Below are 15180 nucleotides of genomic sequence, written 5' to 3' on the forward strand. Positions count from 1 at the left end.
GCTTCAGCGACAATGGATTCCCGCCTTCGCGGGAATGACGAATCGAGTGGGAGAGAGTGATGACCGACCAGCTGCAGCGCATCGCCCTTCTCACCGGCGTCGAACTGGACGTGCAGGTCGCGGGCGACCCGGCGAATCCCGCGATCATCCTGCTCCACGGCTTCCCCGAATCGCATCGCACCTGGCGCCACCAGGTGCCGGCGCTGGCGGCGGATCATTTCGTCCTTGTTCCCGACCAGCGCGGCTTCGCCCGCTCCTCCAAGCCCGCGGGCGTCGAGAACTATACGCCCGACAAGCCGGTCGCCGACCTGATCGCCCTCGCCGACCATTTCGGGATCGAGCGCTTCACGCTGGCCGGCCATGACTGGGGCGGCGCGATCGCGTGGATGGCGGCGCTACAGAATCCGGGGCGGATCGCGCGGCTGATCATCGTCAACGCGCCGCATCCCTTCCTCTTCCAGAAGCTGATGTTCGACGACCCGGCCCAGCGCGAGGCGAGCCAGTATATCCGCGCCTTCCGCAACCCCGAGTTCGAGAGGCATATCGACGCGATCGGCCTGTCGGCGTTCTTCGACGGCAGCTTCATGCGCCACACCGACTTCGAGAAGGTCAGGCAAGAGAAGCCGGTCTACCTCGCGCAATGGGCCCAGCCCGGCGCGATGACGGCGATGCTCAACTGGTATCGCGCCAGCGCGATCCAGGTGCCGGCGATGGACGAGACGCCCGAACGCCCCGCCTTCCTCGATGCGCCCTTTCCGCCGATCCGGCAGCCGACGCTGGTGATCTGGGGCACCGGCGATAAGGCGCTGCTGCCGTCGAACCTCGACGGGCTCGACGCGCTGGTGCCGAAGCTGACGCTGGTGCGGGTGGACGCGGGGCATTTCGTGCCGTGGGAGGAGCCGGAGGCGGTGACGAGCGCGATGCGGGAATGGTTGGCGCAGCCCTGAAGCGGATCGGCATTCCAATCCTCCCCCGCCAGGGGGAGGTGGCACGCGAAGCGTGACGGAGGGGGAGGAAGCGAACCGATAATGAGTCGCCGCCCTCCCCCTCCACCGCCTTCGGCGGTTCCCCTCCCCCTGGCTGGGGAGGATTTAAGTATCGATCGGTCTCAAACGATCACCCGCGCCGCCGCCTCGAGCTGAATCTCCGGCTCGCGCCCGTCGGGCTTGCCCGGCTTGACCCACGCCGCATGGGCATGGGCGGTCGCCACCACCTCCCATTCGGCCGAGCCGGGCCAGCCGCGCACGCTCACCACCTGTTCGGCGAGCGCGCGGTCGGGCTCCATCGCCACCCAAGCGAGCGGCGTCTCCGCCGTCGCGCGGGCGCCCGCCGCCGTCATCGCGGCGCGGATACGCTCGGCGCTCGTCTCCGGGAGGTATTGCCACACCACCGAATGCATCAGCACGCGGGTCACGCCCGGCGCCTGCGGCTCGGCGAGCCGCGCCTCGACCCAATCCGCCGCGTCGCCGGCATCGAGCCGCACGCCGCGCTCGCGCACCATCGCGATCGCCTTGGCCAGCCGCTCCAGCCGTTCCGGCTTCTCCGCCCAGACATAGGCGGCGAGCCGCGCCTCGACCGCCGGGTCGGTGACGTCGAGCGGCGCGATGTCGCAGCCGCGCGTGCCTACGATCTCGATCGGCGGCAGGTCGGGCGCGGGGCCACGCCATTCGGGTGCGATCGTCACGGGCGAATCGGCCGGGCCGAGCACCGCCCCGCCCAGGTCGAAGCGATAGCGGTCGATCAGCAGGTTGAGGCCGCCGCTCGATCCGATCTCCAGCACCTCCAGCCTCGGCTCCCAACGCCGCGCGACCTCGATCAGCCCGACGATCAGCGCGCCCGAGCGGCCCGGCTCGTTGGTCTGGGGCGGGCCGTCGAGCCAGGGCAGCAGCGCTTGGTCGTGGCGGGCGAGCACGCGGTTGATCACCGCCGCGATCTGCTCCTGACCCTGGACCTCGCCAGCGAACACCGCTGCCAGCTCCTCGTCCGCCCCGGCACGGACCAGCGCGTGCAGTCCCCCGATCAGCCGGAGCGGCAGCGCGTCGCGCGTCGGCTCGCCTGCCCAGTCCAGCACCCGCCGGGCGGTAAGGCTGCCGCGCGTCAGCCCTTCGGCGATCGCCTCGCACATCGCCGCGTAGATCGGCGCGCCCATGCGATCGCAATAATATGCCTGGATCCGGAACGCCCCGCGATTGTTGGTCTCGTTCGCCATCGCCCGCTCCTTCAGTTGCGCCACCTGTAGCTCATGACTAAGGCCGACGCACGATGGCCGATCCGATCATCATCGCCGTGCCCAAGGGGCGTATCCTGGAGGAAGCCGTGCCGCTGCTGCAGCGGGTCGGCATCGATCCCGAGGATGCCTTCGCCGACGAGGAGTCGCGCGCGCTCCGCTTCCGGACCAGCCGCGACGACATCGACCTCATCCGCGTGCGCGCGTTCGACGTCGCGACCTTCGTCGCGCACGGCGCCGCCTCGCTCGGCATCGTCGGCTCCGACGTGCTCGAGGAATTCGCCTATTCGGAAATCTACGCGCCGGTCGACTTGCGGATAGGCCATTGCCGCCTGTCGGTCGCCGAGCCCGCGGCACTCGCCGCCCGGGACGACCCGCGCGGCTGGAGCCATATCCGGATCGCCACCAAATATCCCAACACCACCCGCCGCCATTTCGAGGCGCGCGGCGTCGGCGCCGAGTGCATCAAATTGAACGGCGCGATGGAGCTGGCGCCGGTGCTGGGGCTCGCGCCGCGCATCGTCGACCTGGTCTCCTCGGGCCGCACGCTCAAGGAGAACGGCCTGGTCGAGGTCGAGACGATCGCCGAGGTCACCAGCCGCCTGATCGTCAACCGCGCCGCGTTCAAGACCCGCGCAGAGGTCGTGCCACTGGTCGACGCTTTCCGCCGCGCGGTGGAGCCGGCGGCGGCATGATCCAGCTGTCCACCTCCGACCCGGGCTTTGCGCGGGCGTTCGACGCGCTGGTCAATGCCCGGCGCGAGGCCGACGCCGACGTCGCGCGCGACGTCCGCACGATCGTCACCTCTGTGCGCGACGAGGGCGATGCGGCGGTCGCCGCCTATACCAAGCGCTTCGACGGTCACGACCTCCATGAGACCGGCTGGCGCATCGAGCGTGCCGACATGCTGGCCGCCTGGGAAGGTCTCGCGCCGGACCTACGCGCCGCGCTCGAGCTCGCCGCCGAGCGCATCGCCGCCTATCACGCCAAGCAGGTGCCGGCCGACCGCGACGAGATCGACGCCAACGGCGTCCGGCTCGGCGCGCGCTGGCGGGCGGTGGAGGCGGCCGGCGTCTACGTCCCCGGCGGCCGCGCGGCCTATCCCTCCTCGGTGCTGATGAACGCGCTTCCCGCCAAGGCGGCCGGGGTCGAGCGGCTCGTCATGGTGACGCCCACGCCGAAGGGCGAGATCAACCCGCTGGTCCTCGCCGCCGCGCATCTCGCCGGGGTCGACGAGGCGTGGCGGATCGGCGGCGCGCAGGCGATCGCCGCGCTTGCCTATGGCACCGGGCGGATCGCGCCGGTCGACGTCATCACCGGCCCCGGCAACGCCTGGGTCGCCGAGGCCAAGCGCCAGCTCTACGGCGTGGTCGGCATCGACATGGTGGCGGGTCCGTCCGAGATCGTCGTCGTCGCGGACGGCAAGAACGATCCCGAATGGATCGCGGCGGATCTGCTCAGCCAGGCCGAGCATGACCCCACCAGCCAGTCGATCCTGTTCACCGACGATGCCGCGCTCGCCGCTGCGGTGGCGGATGCGGTCGACCTCCAGATCGGCCAGCTCGCAACGCGCGAGGTCGCCCGCGCGAGCTGGGACGCCAACGGCGCGATCATCGTCACCGCGAGCCTGGAGGAGGCGCTGCCGCTGGTCGACCGCCTCGCCCCCGAGCATCTCGAGCTCGCCTGCGACGATCCCGAGGCGCTGTTCGACCGCGTCCGCCACGCCGGATCGGTGTTCCTCGGCCGCCATACGCCCGAAGCGGTGGGCGATTACGTCGCCGGCCCCAATCACGTCCTCCCGACCGGCCGCCGCGCCCGCTTCGCCTCGGGCCTGTCGGTGCTCGATTTCATGAAGCGTACCAGCTTCCTCGCGTGCGATCCGGCTTCGCTGGCCGAGATCGGACCGGCGGCGGTGACGCTTGCCGAAGCCGAAGGGTTGCCGGCGCACGCCAAGTCGGTGGCGATGCGGCTCGTGGCCCGATAGCCTCTCCGTCACCCCGGCCTTGTGCCGGGGTCCACCGGGAGGCAGGCTATGCTGTCGCGCCTCTTGTTCCGATATTTGCGGCCTGGTGGATGCCGGAACAAGTCCGGCATGACGGAAGGGCGAACGGCGGCCTTCGACAAACCCCTCTTCCGCAGTTTATGGGCCGCACGATGACGACTCACGCCAATTCCCGAACCCGCGCGCGCAGCCAGGCGCGTGCCGCCGCGCGGCTCGCCGCGGTCCAGGCTCTCTACCAGCGCGAGATGGAGGCGACTCCGCTCGCGCAGCTGCTCCATGAGTTCCACCATCACCGGCTCGGCGCCACGATCGAGGACGTCGAATATGCCGACGCCGACGTCGATTTCTTCGACGATGTCGTGAAGGGCGTCGACGCGCGCGGCGAGGAGATCGACCGCCTCATCACCGCCAAGCTCTCGTCGGGCTGGAGCATCGACCGGCTCGACAAGCCGATGCGCGGCATCCTGCGTGCCGGCACCTATGAGCTCCTCGCACGCAACGACGTGCCGACCGCGGCGGTGATCAGCGAGTATCTCGACGTCGCCGACGCCTTCTACGACAAGCGCGAGAAGGGCTTCGTCAACGGCCTGCTCGATGCGGTGGCGAAGGACGTGCGCGGCTGAGGATGGGTGAGGTCGTCAACCTGGGCCGCGTCCGCAAAGCGAAGCGCCGCGCGGATGCCGAGGCGCACGCCGCTGCCAACCGCGTCGCCTTCGGCCGCACCAAGAGCGAGAAGGCAGCCGCCCGGCGCGAGGCCGAGCGGCGCGAGCGCGATCTCGACGGCGCCAAACGGGAAGACTGACGCTGCGAGTGGCCGGCTGGAGTCGGATTCGGCCAGTTTTGAATCCGTTCCCCGGCGAAGGCCGGGGCCCAGTCTCGAACCGCTCGCAACTGGGCCCCGGCCTTCGCCGGGGAACGGCTGCTGCAAGCCAGATGGATCAAACTCTAGCGGCTGAGACGGCCGCGGCGGACGGTGAGCCAGAGCGCCGAAACGAGGAAATAGAAGGCGCCGAACGCGGCGTAGGGTGCCACATCAGTGATGCCCAGTGTGGCGCTTCCGAGCGACCTCTTGATGAAGAAGCCGCCGGCCAGCGCCGACTGCGCGCCGCTCAAGACCATTGCCCATTGGGCACCATAGGACCGCCAGCGCCGCACGCCCGTGGCGAGCTGCAGAAGGCCGGCGAGGATCGCCCATAGGCCGAACACACCGACGACCACCCTCATGTCTCCGATCGCTACCGCCACCGCGATCGTCGTTGCTGCGCTCACCAGCACGTTCAGCGCCTGGGTACGATTCCGCTTCAATCCGCCGTTCCGTGCGGCGTCGATCAGATTGGCGGCCGCATCCCAAGCCGGATAGGCGATCAGCAGGACGGCGGCTGCCGTCGGCATCGCGCTGCCGAGCGAGAAGGCCGCAGCGACCCAGCCCGCCGCGACGAGAGCCCGTATCCAGTAATAGTTCCGCAGCCCGGCAGCACCCGCTGCAGGTGCGCTCGCTGTCAGGGAAACGGCATTGTGCTCGACGACTCGATTCATGAAAATTCTCCATCTACCTATCAGTAGGTAGGCGGTAGGACGATTGCCGTGCGCATTGCAAGCGATTACCTACCTATCGGAAGGTAGAAACATGGAACCAGCGCGATCCACGGCCGAGCAGATCGTCGATGAAGGTCGACGCCTCATCATGACGCGGGGATACAACGGCTTCAGCTATGCCGACGTCGCCGCCGCGATCGGCATCCGGAAGGCGAGCATCCACCACCACTTCGCGGCCAAGAGCGACCTGGCGAAGGCTGTCGTGGAACAGTCGCGCGCGGTGATCCGCGCACAGGTCGAGCAGTTGGCGAATGTTGAACCCGAAGCCGCCGCGCAGCTTCGTGCCTATGTGACCTATTGGGAGCGCTGCATCGCCGATGACTCGGCGCCGTTCTGCGTGGCCGCGATGCTCGCCGCCGAGCTGCCGAGCCTACCGGACGATCTCGTCGTCGTCGTCAGGGCGCATTTCGCCGAGCTGACGGGATGGTTGACGCGCATTCTGGCCCTGGGCGTCCGGCAGGGGAGCGTGTCGCTCATCCGGCCGCCTGCGGAGGAAGCGGATGCCTTCATGTCGGCTGTCTATGGGGCGATGCTGTCGGCCCGCGCGTTCGGCGATCCCGAACGGTTCGCGGTGATCACCGAGACGCTGCTGTCGCGCATTGTCCCACTTCACTAGGGCGGCCCCATTCAATCCTCCCCGCCAGGGGGAGGTGTCAGCTGTAGGCTGACGGAGGGGGAGGACGGCGACTCATTATCGACCGGCTTCCGCCCCCTCCGTCACGCTTCGCGTGCCACCTCCCCCTGGCGGGGGAGGATTGAATGTCGATCCATACCAGTAGAACCTGATTGCAGCGGATCACTCACGGCAGACGCCCCCGCCGAACCGGGCTATGTCGTTCGTCATGACCGAAGCCGAGTTCCTCGCCGCGCTGCGCACGCTCCCGCTCCATACCGGCGCGCTGGGTCTGGCTGACGATGCCGCACGCCTCGGCGAACTGGTCATCACCACCGACCTGATCGCCGAGGGCGTCCATTTCCTTCCCGCCGATCCGCCCGGCGACGTCGCCTGGAAGCTGGTGGCGGTGAACCTCTCCGATCTTGCCGCGAAAGGCGCCGTGCCGGAGGGCATCCTGCTCGGCTATCCCCTCGGCGACGAGGCTTGGGATCGCACCTTCCTCGCCGGTCTGGGCGCAGCGCTCGCCGCCTTCGCCTGCCCGCTGCTGGGCGGCGACACGGTGAAGGTCGCCGGCCCGCGCACCCTGGCACTGACCGCGATCGGCCGGGCCGCCGTTTCTCCGACCCGATCCGGAGCGCGGCCGGGCGATATGCTCTGGGTAACCGGCACGATCGGTGACGCCGGAATCGGTCTCGCCATTGCGCGGGGGACTGCAGGGCCGCCCGAGTTGCTCCAACGGTATCGGCGGCCCATTCCTCGCCTCGCCGAGGGCCCAGCGCTCGCGCCGCTCGTCACGGCGATGATGGACGTGTCGGACGGGCTGCTGATCGACGCTGCCCGCATGGCGGCTGCCAGCGGTTGCGCGGTCACGATCGATCTCGCGCACGTTCCGCTGTCGCCGCACCATCCCGGCGACCGCCTCGCCGCCGCCACCGCCGGCGACGATTACGAGCTGCTGTTCGCCCTCCCCGCCGGCACCGAGCCGCCCGTGCCCGCCACCCGTATCGGCGCCTTTGCCGCCGGACAGGGCCTCAGCCTCACCGATCGAGGCAGGCCGATCCCCCTCCCCTCACGCCTTGGGTACGAGCACCTCTGACGGCGCGCTTGCGCTCAGTCGGCCCGCGCCTATACCTTTCTCCTAACGCGCATCCGGCGTCAGACCGGGCAACCCAACGCGCGGCCTTTAGGAAGAGAAGGGGACGTTCGCTTATGACGATCGTTTACGGCGCTATCCTGTGCGGCTTGATTGCCGTGCTCTATGGCCTTTTCACCAGTAGCCAGGTCCTGCGCGCGCCCGCGGGCGACGCCAAGATGCAGGACATCGCCTCCGCCATCCAGGAGGGGGCCAAGGCCTATCTCGGCCGGCAGTACACCACCATCGCCATCGTCGGCGCGATCGTCGCGGTCGTCCTGTTCTTCACCCTCGGCATCCTGTCGACCGTCGCCTTCCTGATCGGCGCCGTGCTGTCGGGCGTCGCCGGCTATGTCGGCATGAACATCTCGGTGCGCGCCAACGTGCGCACCGCCGAGGCGGCGCGCGGCAGCCTGCAGGGCGGCCTCACCCTCGCCTTCCGCTCGGGCGCGATCACCGGGATGCTGGTGGCGGGGCTCGGCCTGCTCGCGATCGCCGGGCTGTTCTGGTACCTGATCGGGCCCGCTGGCCATGCGCCCAACGACCGGCCGATCATCGACGCGCTCACCGCGCTCGCGTTCGGCGCCTCGCTGATCTCGATCTTCGCGCGTCTCGGCGGCGGCATCTTCACCAAGGCGGCCGACGTCGGCGCCGACCTGGTCGGCAAGGTCGAGGCCGGCATTCCCGAGGACGATCCCCGCAACCCCGCCGTGATCGCGGACAACGTCGGCGACAATGTCGGTGACTGCGCGGGCATGGCCGCCGACCTGTTCGAGACTTATGTCGTGACCCTCGGCCTGACCATGGTGTCGATCGCGCTACTGGTGAAGGCGGGCTCGGCCGAGCTGCTCGCGCTGATGAGCCTGCCGCTGATCGTCGGCGGCGTGTGCATCATCACCTCGATCATCGGCACCTATGCGGTCCGGCTCGGCAACGGCTCGATCATGGGGGCGCTCTACAAGGGCTTCTGGACGACGGTGATCCTGGCGGTGCCGGCGATCTACCTCGTCACCAGCTATACGCTCGGCGACATGCATGCCGTTATCGGCGGCGCCGGCTTCCTCGATCCCGCCAGCGAGGGGCTCACCACCGAGGCGGCGCTCGGGCTGGAAGCAGCCGGTCCGAGCTTCACCGGCATGGACCTGTTCTGGTGCATGATGATCGGCCTCGGCGTCACCGGCCTGCTCGTCTGGATCACCGAATATTACACCGGCACCAACTATCGCCCGGTCAAGTCGATCGCCAAGGCGTCGGTCACCGGCCACGGCACCAACGTCATCCAGGGCCTCGCCGTCAGCCTCGAATCGACCGCGCTGCCGACGCTGGTGATCGTCGTCGCGGTGGTCGCGACCTATCAGCTCGCCGGCATCATCGGTGTCGCCTTCGCCGCGACCTCGCTGCTGGCGCTCGCCGGCATGGTGGTGGCGCTCGACGCCTATGGCCCGGTCACCGACAACGCCGGCGGCATCGCCGAGATGGCCGGCCTGCCCGACGAGGTGCGCCACAAGACCGACGCGCTCGACGCGGTCGGCAACACCACCAAGGCGGTGACCAAGGGCTATGCGATCGGCTCCGCCGCGCTGGCGGCGCTGGTGCTGTTCGGCGCCTATACGACCGACCTCAAGGAGTTCTTCCCGGACATCACGGTGGACTTCTCGCTGTCGAACCCGTTCGTCATCGTCGGACTGCTGCTCGGGGCGCTGCTGCCCTATCTGTTCGGCGCCTTCGGCATGACCGCGGTCGGCCGCGCCGCCGGATCGGTAGTGGAGGACGTGCGCGAGCAGTTCCGCTCGAACGCCGGCATCATGGAGGGCACCAGCCGTCCCAACTATGCCCGTACCGTCGACATCGTCACCCGCGCCGCGATCAAGGAGATGATCGTGCCGTCGCTGCTGCCGGTGCTGAGCCCGATCCTGGTCTATTTCCTGATCACCGCGGTCGCCGGCCAGGGCCAGGGCTTCGCGGCGCTCGGTGCAATGCTGCTCGGCGTGATCGTGTCCGGCCTGTTCGTCGCCATCTCGATGACCTCGGGCGGCGGCGCGTGGGACAATGCCAAGAAGTACATCGAGGACGGCAATTATGGCGGCAAGGGCTCCGACGCGCACAAGGCGGCGGTGACCGGCGACACGGTGGGTGATCCCTACAAGGACACCGCGGGCCCGGCGGTCAATCCGATGATCAAGATCACCAACATCGTCGCGCTGCTGCTGCTCGCGGCGCTGGCGGCCCACGCCGCGGGCTGATCCGCTCCGGCGATGCGAAAGCCCGCCCGGAGCGATCCGGGCGGGCCTTTTCATTGGGACGATTGAAGGCCGACGGCGACGTCAGTTCGCCGCGACCTTCGCTGCATCCGCACGCGCCGAGAACTTCACGCCCTCGGCCGCCCAGGCCTCGCGGGTCTTGCAGGTGCGCGGCTTCATGATCGAGCCGGTCGTGACCTCCTTCGCGATCAGGCAGATCTTGTCGCCCTGGGTCTTCACGTCGAATTTGGAGGATACCGACTCCTCCTTGTCGCGCGCCATCGCCGGCGCGGCCGCCGCGGCGATGCAGAGGGTGGCGGCGATCCCGGCGGCGAAGGCAGCGCCGAACGGACGAAGTGAAACGGACATGGAAACCTCCTCGAACTGAACGCTCGGGCTCGTCGCCCGCGTCCAACGAGGTGCATCCCCCGTGCCAAGTGCCTCCACTTACACAAATTCAATCACTTAACCGAATGAGCCAAGCAATTTCGGCCAAGCCTTGGCGCCGATCGCCGGTTTCTCGCATCCGGACCTGAACGGAAACGGACGCATGCTGTCCGGACGCGGACAGTCCACCTTGCCGCCAAGTCCTTTCACCGCTTTCCTTTTTGCCGTTCAGGGAGTAAGGGGCGCCACCCGTTTGCACCCAAGAGGTTTTGTTTGGCCAAGGAAGAACTGCTCGAAATGCGCGGCCAGGTGGTCGAGCTTCTGCCCAATGCGATGTTCCGCGTGCGGCTGGAGAATGATCACGAGATCCTCGGCCACACCGCCGGCAAGATGCGCAAGAACCGCATCCGCGTGCTCGTCGGCGACGAAGTGCTGGTCGAGCTCACTCCCTATGACCTGACCAAGGGCCGCATCACCTATCGCTTCATGCCCGGCCGCGGCGGGCCCGGGCCCCAGAGCTGACTAGGGTCGCAGAGCTGACCCGCATCCTGAGCGAACCGCCCGCACTCGTTCTCGCCTCCACTTCGCCGCGCCGGCTCGAGCTGCTCGCGCGGCTCGGCATCGCGCCGGCCCGGCTCGCCGCGCCCGACATCGACGAGACGCCGCTCAAGGGCGAGCTGCCCAAACGCTATGTCCTGCGCCTCGCCGAGGCCAAGGCCCGCGCGGTCGAACGCACGCCGGACGAGATCGTCCTCGCCGGCGACACCACCGTCGCCGTCGGCCGGCGCATCCTGGAGAAGCCGCGCGACGAAGCGGACCTCCGCCGGATGCTCGGCCTGCTCTCCGGCCGGCGCCACGCCTGTTTCTCGGCTGTCTGTGTGATCGACCGTGAGGACCGCGCGCGGCTGCGCGTCTCGCAGACCGTCGTCGCCTTCAAGCGCCTCAGCGACGCCGAGATCGACTGGTACGTCGCCAGCGGCGAAGGCATGGGCAAGGCGGGCGGCTATGCCATCCAGGGCCGCGCCGAGGCGTTCGTGCGCTTCCTGTCCGGCAGCCATTCGGGCGTGGTCGGCCTGCCCGTCTATGAGACGCGCGCGCTGCTCAGTGCCGCGGGCTATCCGCTTGGCTGAGTGGCTGGTCGAGGCCGGCATCGGCGAAACCCGCGCCGTGCTGGTCGAGGGCGATCGCATCCTGGAAGCACGGATCATTCCCGACGGCGAGCTGATCGCCGGGACGGTGGTGGAGGCGCGCCTCGTCGCCCGTATCCCTGAGCGGGGTCAGGGCATCGTCGCCTGGGACGGGCATGAGGCGCTGGTGTCGCCCCTCCCCGCCGGCGTCACCGAGGGGGCGCTCACCCGCGTCGAGATCGTCCGGCCGGCCATCCCCGAGCCCGGCAAGCCCAAGCGCGCCCGCGCCCGCCCCAGCGATGCCGAGCCCGCACCGGCACCGTCGCTCGACGGGCGCGCGCTGCGGCACACGGACCCCGACCTGCTCGAGGCGGCCGGATGGTCGGAGCTGCTCGAGGAGGCCGCCACGGGCGTGGTCGCGTTTCCCGGCGGCGAGCTCCGCATCGCGCTGACACCGGCGATGACGCTGATCGACGTCGATGGCACGCTCGCGCCGGCGCTGCTTGCGGTCGCCGGCGCGCGAGCCGCGGCCGAAGCGATCCGCCGCCTCGACATCACCGGCTCGATCGGCATCGACCTTCCGGGCGGGGCCGACAGGGCCGTGCGCCACGCCGCAGCGGAGGCGATCGACGCCGCACTGCCGCAGCCGTTCGAGCGCACCGCCGTCAACGGCTTCGGCTTCGTCCAGATCGTCCGACCGCGCCGGCGCCGTTCGCTTCCCGAAATCTACGCGATGGAGCCGGCGCTCGCCCATGCCCGTGCGTTCCTCCGCCGCGCCGAGCGCACATCCGGCGCCGGCGCGCGGACGCTCACGGCGCACCCGGCGGTGATCGCCGCGATCACTCCCGGCTGGCGGGAGGAGCTGGCCCGCCGCCTCGGCACCGAAATCGTCTTGCGCGAGGACGCGTCGCTCACCATGTCCGGCGGGCATGTCCAGGCCCAATTCGCATGATCTCTGCCCGCTGTGCGGCAAGCCGACCGATCCCGGGCTCGCGCCCTTCTGCAGCCAGGGCTGCCGCGACCGCGACCTGCTGAACTGGCTCGGCGAAGGCTATCGCCTGCCCGGCCCGCCCGCCGATCCGGCAGGGCTAGACAGCCCCGAAAGCCGCGACTAAAGGCGACGCTCCTTCGCGGCACGCCGTGAATGCCCAGGTAGCTCAGTTGGTAGAGCATGCGACTGAAAATCGCAGTGTCGGTGGTTCGATCCCGCCCCTGGGCACCATATTTCTGCGATTGGACTGCCCGTTCGTCCCGAGCGAAGTCGAGGGACAGTCGGCGACGTGAAGCGTCCCTCGACTTCGCTCGGGACGAACGGTGAAAATGGTGATTCAGCCAGGCACGGAAGCGGCCACCCGCGCGACTTTACGCGCGGGCGGGGCACTCCCGCATCCGCGACTTCATTTTACCTGGAAGCCGGCCCAGAACGGGTCCGCGCGGTCGATCCAGATCGTGTTGAAGCCGGTGGCGATGGCCGAGCCTTCGATCGAAGGGATAATCGCGGGCTGATCGCCCAGCGTCACCGCCTGCTCGACGCGACCGACGAAGCGGCTGCCGATATAGCTTTCATGGACGAACCGGTCGCCCACCGCGAGCCGCCCCGACGCCGCCAGATGCGCCAGCCGTGCCGAGGTGCCGGTGCCGCAGGGGCTGCGGTCGATCGCCTTGTCGCCGTAGAAGACGGCGTTGCGGCCGTCGGCGCCCTCGCCCTTCGGCCGGTCGGCCCAGAGGATATGGCTGACCCCGCGGATCGTCGGGTCGAGCGGATGGACCGGCTCGAACGTCTCGCGGATGGCGGCGCGGATGCGGCCGCTCAAGTCGACGAGCCTTGACGCGCCCATGTCGTCGAGCCCGGTATAGGCGCCCTGCGGCTCGATGATCGCGTAATAGTTGCCGCCATAGGCGACGTCGATCGACAGCGGGCCGATCCCCTCCACGTCCACCACGATGCCCCGCGCCGCGACATAGGCCGGGACGTTGGTGATCCGCACCGATGTCACCTTCTCGCCGACGGTTTCATAGGCGATGTCGATGACGCCGGCGGGTACCTCGATGCGGAGCTTTCCCGGCGTCGCCGGCTGGATGAGCCCATGCTCGAGCCCGAAGGTGACGATGCCGATCGTGCCGTGGCCGCACATCGGCAAGCAACCGCTGGTCTCGATGAACAGGATGCCGATGTCGTTTTCGGCCTGGGTCGGCGGATAGAGGAACCCGCCCGACATCATGTCGTGCCCGCGCGGCTCGAAGCACAGGCCGGTGCGGATCCAGTCGAAGCGGGCCAGGAAATCCTGCCGCCGTTTCGACATCGAGCCGCCCTTCAGCAGCGGCGCCCCGCCCGCCACCAGGCGGACGGGGTTGCCGGCGGTGTGGCCGTCGATGCAGAAGAAGGTGTGGCGCATCGTCGTGCGTCAGGCCGCCGCTTCCGCCGCCACGGCCGCGGCGGACAGGTCCGGCCGCGTCGCCGCCGCCTTCTCGACCATGGCGATCACCTGCGCGCGGCGCTCGCCCTGCAGCACCAGGCGCGGCGGCAGCACGCGCTCGGACCCGCGGCCCATCACCTGCTCGGCCAGCTTGATCGACTGGACCAGGTCGTGCTCGGCATCGAGATGCAGCAGCGGCATGAACCAGCGGTAGATTTCCAGCGCCTTGGCATGGTCGCCGCGCTCGAAGGCGGCGACGAGCTCGACTGATTCCTTCGGGAAGGCGTTGGTGAGGCCCGACACCCAGCCCTGCGCGCCGAGGTACAGGCTCTCCAGCGCGACGTCGTCGAGGCCGGCGAACAGCGTGTAGCGGTCGCCGAACGCGTTGCGGAAATCGGTGAAGCGGCGGGTGTCCGGCGCCGATTCCTTGACCGCGACGATGTTCTTCACGTCGATCAGCGCGGTCAGCACTTCGGCACCGATCACCGTGCGATAGGCCGGCGGGTTGCTGTAGAGCATGATCGGCAGGCCGGTCTGATCGGCCACGCCCTTGAAATGCGCGACCAGCTCGTGCGGCTTGGGCACATAGACCATCGGCGGCAGCAGCATCAGGCCGTCGGCGCCAGCCTTCTCGGCCGCCTGCGCGTAGCGGACGGCGCGGCGCGTGTCATACTCCGACACGCCGGTGATCACGGGAACGCGCCCCGCCACCACCTCGACGATCGCGGACAGTACCGACACCTTTTCGGCATATTCCAGGGAATTGTTCTCGCCGACCGTGCCCAGCGCGATCACCCCGGTCACGCCGTCGCGGATCAGATCGTCGACGACGCGCTGCGTGTCGGCGAGATCGATCGACAGATCCTCGCGCAGCTGCGTGGTGACTGCCGGAAATACGCCCTTCCAACCAATTGCCATGATGTTCTACCTGCGTTCTTGTTTATCAAATATCGTATACGATATTACCGACGCATGCACAAGGGGGCTTCCGCACCGCAGCAATGATTTTTACCGCACAGGATGTGGTGGAATCGGATCGTCCAGGTCACCGGCGAAGGGCCGCAGGTGATCGATCACGCAGCGCGGACCGGGAATCTGGGTCGGCGTCGTCCGCGATTGGACCTTGTCCCCTTCGCAATAGCCGGCCCCGGTGGTCTCGATCGCGACGATCGAGAAGCGGTTGAGGCCAGGACACTCACCGCCCTTGAACACCGCGATATAGGATTGCCGGCGGTCGGGCTGGCCGCGGAAGTAGAGGCGGCCGTCGTCCCGCACGACCGGCGCCGCGACCAAGCCCTGGGGCACACAGCGCCTGGCTCGCGCCGCGTCCTCCCGTGCCGCAGCCGGGCCGACGGCAAGCAGCAGCGATAGGATCAGGGCCGTATTCCTCAGTATGGATTCCCGGGACATGGATTACCTCCCAAAGAAAATGATCG

18 protein-coding genes and 1 tRNA gene are annotated in these 15180 nt (G+C 68.9%); 13 read left to right on the forward strand and 6 right to left on the reverse strand.

The window, feature by feature from the left end:
- Nucleotides 1–59: 59 nt before the first annotated feature.
- A complete protein-coding gene (locus tag AC2YHA_RS18600) occupies nt 60–947 on the forward strand; it encodes an alpha/beta fold hydrolase (RefSeq protein ID WP_487402824.1) in 888 nt (295 codons plus the stop codon).
- A 161-nt stretch (nt 948–1108) separates the two neighbouring features.
- Here AC2YHA_RS18600 and AC2YHA_RS18605 read toward each other — a convergent pair whose 3' ends face one another.
- Entirely contained in the window at nt 1109–2209 is a 1101-nt protein-coding gene (locus AC2YHA_RS18605; protein WP_487402825.1) for a DUF2332 domain-containing protein, read from the reverse strand.
- Between the two features lie 53 nt (nt 2210–2262).
- Here AC2YHA_RS18605 and hisG point away from each other — a divergent pair, with 53 nt between their 5' ends.
- The 4 genes from hisG to AC2YHA_RS18625 all read left to right on the forward strand — a co-directional run bounded on the left by hisG (nt 2263) and on the right by AC2YHA_RS18625 (nt 5031).
- The gene (hisG, locus tag AC2YHA_RS18610) at nt 2263–2922 is read left to right on the forward strand and encodes an ATP phosphoribosyltransferase (RefSeq protein ID WP_487402826.1); all 660 of its coding nucleotides are present in this window, start codon (nt 2263–2265) and stop codon (nt 2920–2922) included.
- A complete protein-coding gene (hisD, locus tag AC2YHA_RS18615) occupies nt 2919–4211 on the forward strand; it encodes a histidinol dehydrogenase (RefSeq protein WP_487402827.1) in 1293 nt (430 codons plus the stop codon). Before hisG ends, hisD begins: the two co-directional genes overlap by 4 nt.
- A 170-nt stretch (nt 4212–4381) precedes the next feature.
- Nucleotides 4382–4852: a transcription antitermination factor NusB gene (gene nusB, locus AC2YHA_RS18620; RefSeq protein ID WP_233783623.1), complete on the forward strand. Its 471-nt coding sequence runs from the start codon at nt 4382–4384 to the stop codon at nt 4850–4852.
- Between the two features lie 2 nt (nt 4853–4854).
- Entirely contained in the window at nt 4855–5031 is a 177-nt protein-coding gene (locus AC2YHA_RS18625; RefSeq protein ID WP_487402828.1) for a DUF4169 family protein, read from the forward strand.
- 143 nt (nt 5032–5174) lie between these two features.
- Here the strand turns inward: AC2YHA_RS18625 and AC2YHA_RS18630 are convergent, their stop codons facing one another.
- A complete protein-coding gene (locus AC2YHA_RS18630; RefSeq protein WP_487402829.1) occupies nt 5175–5765 on the reverse strand; it encodes a DUF308 domain-containing protein in 591 nt (196 codons plus the stop codon).
- A 55-nt stretch (nt 5766–5820) separates the two neighbouring features.
- Here AC2YHA_RS18630 and AC2YHA_RS18635 point away from each other — a divergent pair, with 55 nt between their 5' ends.
- The 3 genes from AC2YHA_RS18635 to AC2YHA_RS18645 all read left to right on the forward strand — a co-directional run bounded on the left by AC2YHA_RS18635 (nt 5821) and on the right by AC2YHA_RS18645 (nt 9816).
- Nucleotides 5821–6441 (forward strand): TetR/AcrR family transcriptional regulator, encoded by a 621-nt coding sequence (locus AC2YHA_RS18635; RefSeq protein ID WP_487402830.1) that lies wholly within the window; start codon nt 5821–5823, stop codon nt 6439–6441.
- 226 nt (nt 6442–6667) lie between these two features.
- Complete coding sequence (thiL, locus tag AC2YHA_RS18640) at nt 6668–7537, forward strand: thiamine-phosphate kinase (RefSeq protein WP_487402831.1); 870 nt, start codon at nt 6668–6670, stop codon at nt 7535–7537.
- A gap of 113 nt (nt 7538–7650) precedes the next feature.
- Nucleotides 7651–9816, forward strand: coding sequence for a sodium-translocating pyrophosphatase (locus AC2YHA_RS18645; RefSeq protein WP_487402832.1), 2166 nt, complete (start codon nt 7651–7653; stop codon nt 9814–9816).
- 81 nt (nt 9817–9897) lie between these two features.
- Here the strand turns inward: AC2YHA_RS18645 and AC2YHA_RS18650 are convergent, their stop codons facing one another.
- Nucleotides 9898–10182 carry a hypothetical protein gene (locus AC2YHA_RS18650; protein WP_487402833.1) on the reverse strand — a complete coding sequence of 95 codons (285 nt, stop codon included), beginning with the start codon at nt 10180–10182 and terminating at the stop codon, nt 9898–9900.
- A gap of 291 nt (nt 10183–10473) precedes the next feature.
- Between AC2YHA_RS18650 and infA the strand changes: the two genes are divergently transcribed.
- The 5 genes from infA (at nt 10474) to AC2YHA_RS18675 (ending at nt 12549) form a co-directional block, all read left to right on the forward strand.
- Complete coding sequence (infA, locus tag AC2YHA_RS18655; RefSeq protein ID WP_097063066.1) at nt 10474–10722, forward strand: translation initiation factor IF-1; 249 nt, start codon at nt 10474–10476, stop codon at nt 10720–10722.
- Between the two features lie 26 nt (nt 10723–10748).
- Entirely contained in the window at nt 10749–11330 is a 582-nt protein-coding gene (locus AC2YHA_RS18660) for a Maf family protein (protein WP_487402885.1), read from the forward strand.
- A complete protein-coding gene (locus AC2YHA_RS18665) occupies nt 11323–12279 on the forward strand; it encodes a ribonuclease (protein ID WP_487402834.1) in 957 nt (318 codons plus the stop codon). Before AC2YHA_RS18660 ends, AC2YHA_RS18665 begins: the two co-directional genes overlap by 8 nt.
- Nucleotides 12257–12442, forward strand: a complete 186-nt coding sequence (locus AC2YHA_RS18670; protein WP_487402835.1) for a DNA gyrase inhibitor YacG — start codon at nt 12257–12259, stop codon at nt 12440–12442. Before AC2YHA_RS18665 ends, AC2YHA_RS18670 begins: the two co-directional genes overlap by 23 nt.
- Before the next feature lie 31 nt (nt 12443–12473).
- A tRNA-Phe gene (locus tag AC2YHA_RS18675) sits at nt 12474–12549 on the forward strand.
- Nucleotides 12550–12724: 175 nt separating this feature from the next.
- Here AC2YHA_RS18675 and AC2YHA_RS18680 read toward each other — a convergent pair.
- The 3 genes from AC2YHA_RS18680 to AC2YHA_RS18690 all read right to left on the reverse strand — a co-directional run bounded on the left by AC2YHA_RS18680 (nt 12725) and on the right by AC2YHA_RS18690 (nt 15154).
- On the reverse strand, nt 12725–13723 hold the full coding sequence (locus AC2YHA_RS18680; protein ID WP_487402836.1) for a 4-hydroxyproline epimerase: 999 nt from the start codon (nt 13721–13723) through the stop codon (nt 12725–12727).
- 9 nt (nt 13724–13732) lie between these two features.
- Complete coding sequence (locus tag AC2YHA_RS18685) at nt 13733–14662, reverse strand: dihydrodipicolinate synthase family protein (protein WP_233783633.1); 930 nt, start codon at nt 14660–14662, stop codon at nt 13733–13735.
- A gap of 90 nt (nt 14663–14752) precedes the next feature.
- On the reverse strand, nt 14753–15154 hold the full coding sequence (locus AC2YHA_RS18690) for a hypothetical protein (RefSeq protein WP_487402837.1): 402 nt from the start codon (nt 15152–15154) through the stop codon (nt 14753–14755).
- Nucleotides 15155–15180: the final 26 nt, after the last annotated feature.

This window comes from Sphingomonas sp. SRI_018, from assembly GCF_057586275.1.